Origin of the sequence: Flavobacterium sp. (assembly GCF_021151785.1) — a bacterium.
Lineage (GTDB): Bacteria > Bacteroidota > Bacteroidia > Flavobacteriales > Flavobacteriaceae > Flavobacterium.
In genome coordinates, this window is sequence record NZ_JAGKWP010000124.1 from 1 (window position 1) to 6,083 (window position 6,083).

6 protein-coding genes are annotated in these 6,083 nt (G+C 30.9%); all 6 read left to right on the top strand.

Annotation, left to right across the window (positions count from 1 at the left end):
- Positions 1–37 precede the first annotated feature (37 nt).
- Complete coding sequence (gene clpB, locus QZ824_RS10340) at positions 38–2,629, top strand: ATP-dependent chaperone ClpB (RefSeq protein ID WP_291275939.1); 2,592 nt, start codon at positions 38–40, stop codon at positions 2,627–2,629.
- A 112-nt stretch (positions 2,630–2,741) separates the two neighbouring features.
- The gene (locus QZ824_RS10345) at positions 2,742–3,578 is read left to right on the top strand and encodes a hypothetical protein (RefSeq protein ID WP_291275940.1); all 837 of its coding nucleotides are present in this window, start codon (positions 2,742–2,744) and stop codon (positions 3,576–3,578) included.
- Between the two features lie 19 nt (positions 3,579–3,597).
- Entirely contained in the window at positions 3,598–4,107 is a 510-nt protein-coding gene (locus tag QZ824_RS10350) for a DUF4199 domain-containing protein (RefSeq protein WP_291275941.1), read from the top strand.
- The gene (locus tag QZ824_RS10355) at positions 4,107–4,901 is read left to right on the top strand and encodes a TSUP family transporter (RefSeq protein WP_291275942.1); all 795 of its coding nucleotides are present in this window, start codon (positions 4,107–4,109) and stop codon (positions 4,899–4,901) included. Before QZ824_RS10350 ends, QZ824_RS10355 begins: the two co-directional genes overlap by 1 nt.
- An 11-nt stretch (positions 4,902–4,912) precedes the next feature.
- Positions 4,913–5,524, top strand: coding sequence for a DUF2238 domain-containing protein (locus tag QZ824_RS10360; protein WP_291275943.1), 612 nt, complete (start codon positions 4,913–4,915; stop codon positions 5,522–5,524).
- A gap of 6 nt (positions 5,525–5,530) precedes the next feature.
- On the top strand, positions 5,531–6,083 hold a 553-nt coding region (locus tag QZ824_RS10365), incomplete at its 3' end, for a GNAT family N-acetyltransferase (RefSeq protein WP_291275944.1).

A 6,083-nucleotide genomic window follows, 5' to 3' on the forward strand; every position in this document is an offset into this window, starting at 1 on the left:
AAAAAATATTAAATTAAGATTAAAATAAAATCGTTATATGAATTTCAAAAACTTAACTATTAAATCGCAAGAAGCTTTACAACAAGCACAACAAATTGCACAAAGCTTCGGACATCAACAACTTGAAAATGAACATATTTTTAAAGGAATTTTAGAGGTTGATGAGAATGTGATACCATTTATATTGAAAAAAGTAAATGTAAATGTGACTATTTTTAAAAAGGTATTGGAGAGTACTTTAGAGAGTTTTCCAAAAGTTTCAGGGGGTGATATTATGTTATCACGTGATGCAGGTTCTACTTTAAATGAAGCAGAGATAATTGCCAAAAAAATGAACGATGAGTTTGTTTCAATTGAACATCTTGTATTAGCCATTTTTAAATCAAAAAGTAAAGTCGCTCAAATCCTAAAAGATCAAGGGGTAACTGAAAATGGGTTAGAAAGTGCTATTAAAGAAATTAGAAAAGGGGAACGTGTAACTTCTTCTTCTGCCGAAGAAACTTATAATTCGTTAAATAAGTATGCTAAAAATTTAAATGAATTAGCCCGTACAGGTAAGCTGGATCCAGTAATTGGAAGAGATGAAGAGATTAGAAGAGTGTTGCAAATTCTTACTCGAAGAAGTAAAAATAATCCAATGCTTATTGGTGAACCTGGTGTAGGTAAAACAGCTATTGCAGAGGGATTAGCTCACCGAATTGTAGATGGAGACGTACCAGAAAACCTAAAAGATAAAGTGGTTTATTCTTTAGATATGGGAGCGTTAATAGCGGGTGCCAAATATAAAGGGGAATTTGAAGAGCGTTTAAAGTCGGTAGTGAAAGAAGTGACTGCTGCTGAAGGTGAAATTGTTTTATTCATTGATGAAATTCATACTCTGGTAGGAGCTGGAGGAGGAGAGGGTGCAATGGATGCGGCAAATATTTTAAAGCCCGCATTAGCCCGTGGTGAATTGAGAGCCATTGGGGCAACAACTTTAGACGAATATCAAAAATATTTTGAAAAAGATAAAGCCTTAGAACGTCGTTTTCAAAAGGTGATGGTTGAGGAACCAGATACTGAAAGTGCTATTTCAATTCTTCGTGGAATTAAAGAGAAATATGAAACACATCATAAAGTTCGTATTAAAGATGATGCAATCATTGCAGCAGTTGAGTTATCTCAACGTTATATTACCAATCGTTTTTTACCAGATAAGGCTATCGATTTAATGGATGAAGCAGCATCTAAATTACGTATGGAAATTAATTCTAAACCAGAGGAATTAGATGTTCTAGATCGTAAAATCATGCAGTTAGAAATTGAAATTGAAGCTATTAAAAGAGAAAATGATGAATTGAAATTGAAAGCATTGAATCTTGATTTAGCTAATTTGAAAGAAGAGCGAAATGAAATTTTTACTAAATGGAAATCTGAAAAAGATGTAGTAGAAGGTATTCAAAATGTAAAACAACAAATTGAAGATTTTAAATTGGAAGCAGAACGTGCTGAGCGTGAAGGGGATTATGGAAAAGTAGCTGAAATTCGTTATGGTAAAATCAAAGAAGCACAAGAAAAATTAGATGTATTGCAATTGCAATTGCAAGAAAATCAAAAAGGTGAGTCACTCATAAAAGAGGAAGTTACGCATGATGATATTGCTGAAGTAGTAGCAAAATGGACAGGTATTCCTGTTACCAAGATGTTGCAAAGTGAGCGTGAAAAGCTACTAAAATTAGAAGATGAATTGCATAAACGGGTAGTTGGACAAGAAGAGGCAATTGAGGCAATTTCAGATGCCGTACGTAGAAGTAGAGCAGGTTTACAAGATGCTAAAAAACCAATTGGTTCGTTTTTATTCTTAGGGACAACAGGTGTGGGAAAAACAGAATTAGCTAAAGCACTTGCTGAATATTTATTTGATGATGAAAATGCCATTACTCGAATAGATATGAGTGAATATCAGGAACGTCATAGTGTAAGTCGTTTAGTAGGTGCACCTCCAGGTTATGTAGGATATGATGAAGGAGGACAACTAACCGAAGCAGTCAGAAGAAGACCTTATTCAGTAGTATTGTTAGATGAAATTGAGAAAGCGCATCCTGACACATTCAATATTTTGTTGCAAGTATTAGATGAAGGACGTTTAACCGATAATAAAGGCCGCTTAGCCGACTTTAAAAATACAATTATTATTATGACTTCTAACATGGGAAGCCATATTATTCAAGAAAAATTTGAAAATATAAAAGGAGGTATTGAAGCAGCAACAGAGGCAGCAAAAGTGGAAGTCTTAGGGGTATTGAAACAAACTGTTCGACCAGAATTTTTAAATCGAATTGACGAGGTTGTGATGTTTACTCCATTGACAAATGATAACATCAAACAAATTGTAGGATTACAGCTAAACAGTGTTATCAAAATGCTGGATCAACAACATATAACGATGGAAGCTACCCCTGAAGCATTGGATTATTTAGCACGTAAAGGCTATGATCCTGAGTTTGGAGCTCGACCAGTGAAACGTGTGATTCAACGTGAAGTATTAAATCAATTGTCAAAAGAAATTTTGGCAGGAACCATTAAAACGGATAGTTTTATCATCTTAGATTGTTTTGATAATCAATTGGTTTTTAGAAATCAAGGATAAAATAGAAAAGTTTATTTGATAAATAGTTTGATTAGTTTTTAGTTTGAAAACCTAGCGAGCAGCAATGCGAGCTAGGTTTTTTTTGTTACATTTGGAAAGACATTTAATATTTATGAAAAAATACGTTTTATTTTTATTATTTTCTTTTTGCACTGTTGCACAAAATTCAAATGAATTAGGTTCACTCTTAAAAAGGGAACAACAAAAAAATAATTGGACGAATTACAATACGATAATTCAGGAAATTAAAGATTTGATGCTGAAAAATTCTATTTATGAAGTCAAAAAGGATACTATTATTACATGTTCTAATTATTTGAATAGCGAATATTATCAAGCATTAAAAGGAATTTGTACTGAAATGGAAGCATTAAGAAGTAATTTAATTAATGGATTAGATTATAACAAGGATAAAAAGATTATAGCTCACATTCAAGATGTATTTAATGCTGACAACCAATTTTTGAATCAATTATATTTAAAGAGAAATAAGTATTTAAAAGTTAGCATTGACAGAATTCAAAGTCCTGATGCAGTAGATGCTTTACCTAAAGAAGTTTGTGAACGTTATTCGGAGAATGGAGAATTGTTATATCCAACTCATCAAAATTGTAAAGACAAAGGTTTAACAAACTTAGAAGAGAAAAATTGTTTTGAAAACTTTATTAGAACTCAATTTTCAAATGTACTAAGTGAGTATATTTCTGATTTGTATTTAGAGGAAACTTTAAATTTATCGGTAATGATTACTTTTATTATCGATAAAGAAGGAAAATTAGATTTTGTGAATTTTTCAAGATCAACAGGTAGTTTGCATTATGATTTAATGGTATATAAAGCTTTTCAAAGTATACAGAGAAATACCTTTTTTTGTCCTGCTAGAAAAGATAATAAATCAGTTTCGATTTATTACAATTTACCAGTAAAAATGCTGATTCCTGGAAGTTAATATTATATTGTATAAAAATATGAATAAAATGATTTTAAAATTTGGATATATAGGAGGGATAATAGTTTCTGCTTTTATGTGTTGGGTTACTTATTTAATGAAACAAAATCCTGAAGAACAACCCAGTATGTTACTTGGTTTTTCTAGTATGGTTTTAGCTTTCGGGACAATGATTTATGGTGTTAACCAAATTAGAAAACAAAATAACAATCAAATAACTTTTGGAAAAGCATGTAAAGCAGGTTTTTTAATGTCTCTATTAATTTCAACTATTTATGTTGCTGTTTGGCTTGTTATTTACTATAATTTTTTTCCTGACTTCATGGAACGCTATGGAGATATAATGATTAAAAATGCGAAGCCAGAAGAAATAGTTAAAGTTACCGAAGAAGTCAAATGGATGAAAAAAGTATATCAATCTCCATTTGGAGTTATAGCAATGACTTATGTTGAAGTTTTGCCTCTAGGAATAGTTATTTCTTTGTTGAATGCTTTTATTCAAAGTAAGTTAGCAAAAAATAAAAAGTAATGAGTTTTATTGAACTTTTTGCGCAACATGACCCAATAGTACTGATAACATTAGGTCTATTGTCTTTATTAGCTGGTTTTATTGATGCCGTTGTTGGTGGTGGTGGTTTAATTCAATTTCCCGCTTTAATGATTGCATATCCAGAAGCCTCTGTTCCAACGGTTTTTGGAACCAATAAAATAGCTGGTTTATCTGGTACTAGTATAGCAGCAGTTCAATATGCAAAACGAATTAAATTTAATTGGAAATTACTTTTAATCACAGCTATAAGCTCATTTATTGCTTCTTTTATTGGAGCTAAGTTAGTAAGTATAATAGATGTAAATTTTTTGAAACCTTTCATCTTTTTTATGTTGATAGGTATAGCTATTTATACTTATTTTAAAAAAGACTTTGGTACTTTTTCTTCAAAAAATCTATCATCTTCAAAAAGATATTTCTATGGCTTTTTACTTGGTATATGCATAGGTTTTTATGATGGTTTTTTAGGTCCAGGAACAGGAAGTTTTTTAGTATTAGGCTTTGTTGCGTTATTAGGTTTTGAATTTTTAGAGGCATCAGCTTATGCAAAAGTAATTAATTGCGTCACCAATGTGTCAGCGCTTTATGTGTTTATTTCTCAAGGAAATTACATAATTGAAATAGCTCTAATTATGGCAGTTGCCAATGTTTCGGGTAGTATTTTAGGAACTAAAATGGCTATCTTAAGAGGAAATCAATTTATTAGGAAAGTATTTTTAGTAGTGGTTTGTATTATGATACTACGATATGGTAATGATGTGTTTTTTAAATAATTAAGTAAAAAATGAAAAAAAGGAACAATTTATATATAGTTTTATTTTTAATAGGATTGGTACTTTCAGGTATACAACCAAAAGAGTATTTTACTTGGTTTTTAGAAGTTATTCCAGCATTAATTGGAGGGGTCATTTTACTATTAACATATAAAAAATTCCAATTTACAAGTTTTACTTATTTCTTTATAGTATTACATTGTTATGTTTTGTTTCTTGGAGGACATTATACGTATGCCGAAGTACCACTGTTTGATTGGATTAAAGAGACCTTTCATCAAACCAGAAATAATTATGATAAAGTAGGCCATTTTTTTCAAGGATTTGTACCAGCTATGATAGTAAGGGAATTGTTTATTCGAAAAGAAGTTATTTCCAATAAAAGTTATTTTAACTTTATCATAGTTTCCATTTGTCTAGCCATTAGTGCTGCTTATGAATGGATAGAGTGGTGGGTCTCTATTTGTACAGGAGAAGGAGGTGATGCATTTTTGGGAACTCAAGGGTATATCTGGGATACTCAATCGGATATGTTGTTAGCTACTGTTGGAGCAATTTCAATGCTCGTTTTTTTTAGTAAATTTCAAGATAAAGCAATTTCAGCTTTCTTAAATAAAAAGTAAGTATATATGTTAACTATAAATTTTAATCCATTTCCTGTTTTAAATTCAGCACGTTTGCATTTTCGACAATTAATGGATTCTGATGCACCAGAAGTGTTTCGATTGCGAAGTGACAAAGAACGAATGAAATATATTCCTCGACCTATTTTAGAGAATGAAGAACAAGCGCTTGCAATGATTCATTTTATGAATCAAAAAATAACAGAGAATACCGATATTAACTGGGCTGTTGAAGAAAAAGAAACAGGAAAATTTATAGGTTTTATGGGTTTTTATCGTACTCAACCTGAAAATCATCGAACTGAAATTGGTTACATGGTTCTTCCTGAATTTGAAGGAAAAGGTTATGTAACAGAAGCGATAAATACGATGCTTGAATATGCTTTTACGGTTCAAAATTTTCATTCCATTGATGCAGTTATTGATCCCGAAAATATAGGTTCTGCCCGAGTATTAGAAAAAAATGGTTTTGTGAAAGAAGCCCATTTTAAAGAAAATGAATTTTATAATGGTATATTTATTGATTCCGTTCATTATGGAATTTTAAAAAGTAATTATT

Coding starts and splice junctions, on each gene's coding strand:
- clpB (WP_291275939.1), top strand. CDS start 38: ATGAATTTCAAAAACTTAACTATTAAATCGCAAGAAGCTTTACAACAA.
- QZ824_RS10355 (WP_291275942.1), top strand. CDS start 4,107: ATGAGTTTTATTGAACTTTTTGCGCAACATGACCCAATAGTACTGATA.
- QZ824_RS10345 (WP_291275940.1), top strand. CDS start 2,742: ATGAAAAAATACGTTTTATTTTTATTATTTTCTTTTTGCACTGTTGCA.
- QZ824_RS10350 (WP_291275941.1), top strand. CDS start 3,598: ATGAATAAAATGATTTTAAAATTTGGATATATAGGAGGGATAATAGTT.
- QZ824_RS10360 (WP_291275943.1), top strand. CDS start 4,913: ATGAAAAAAAGGAACAATTTATATATAGTTTTATTTTTAATAGGATTG.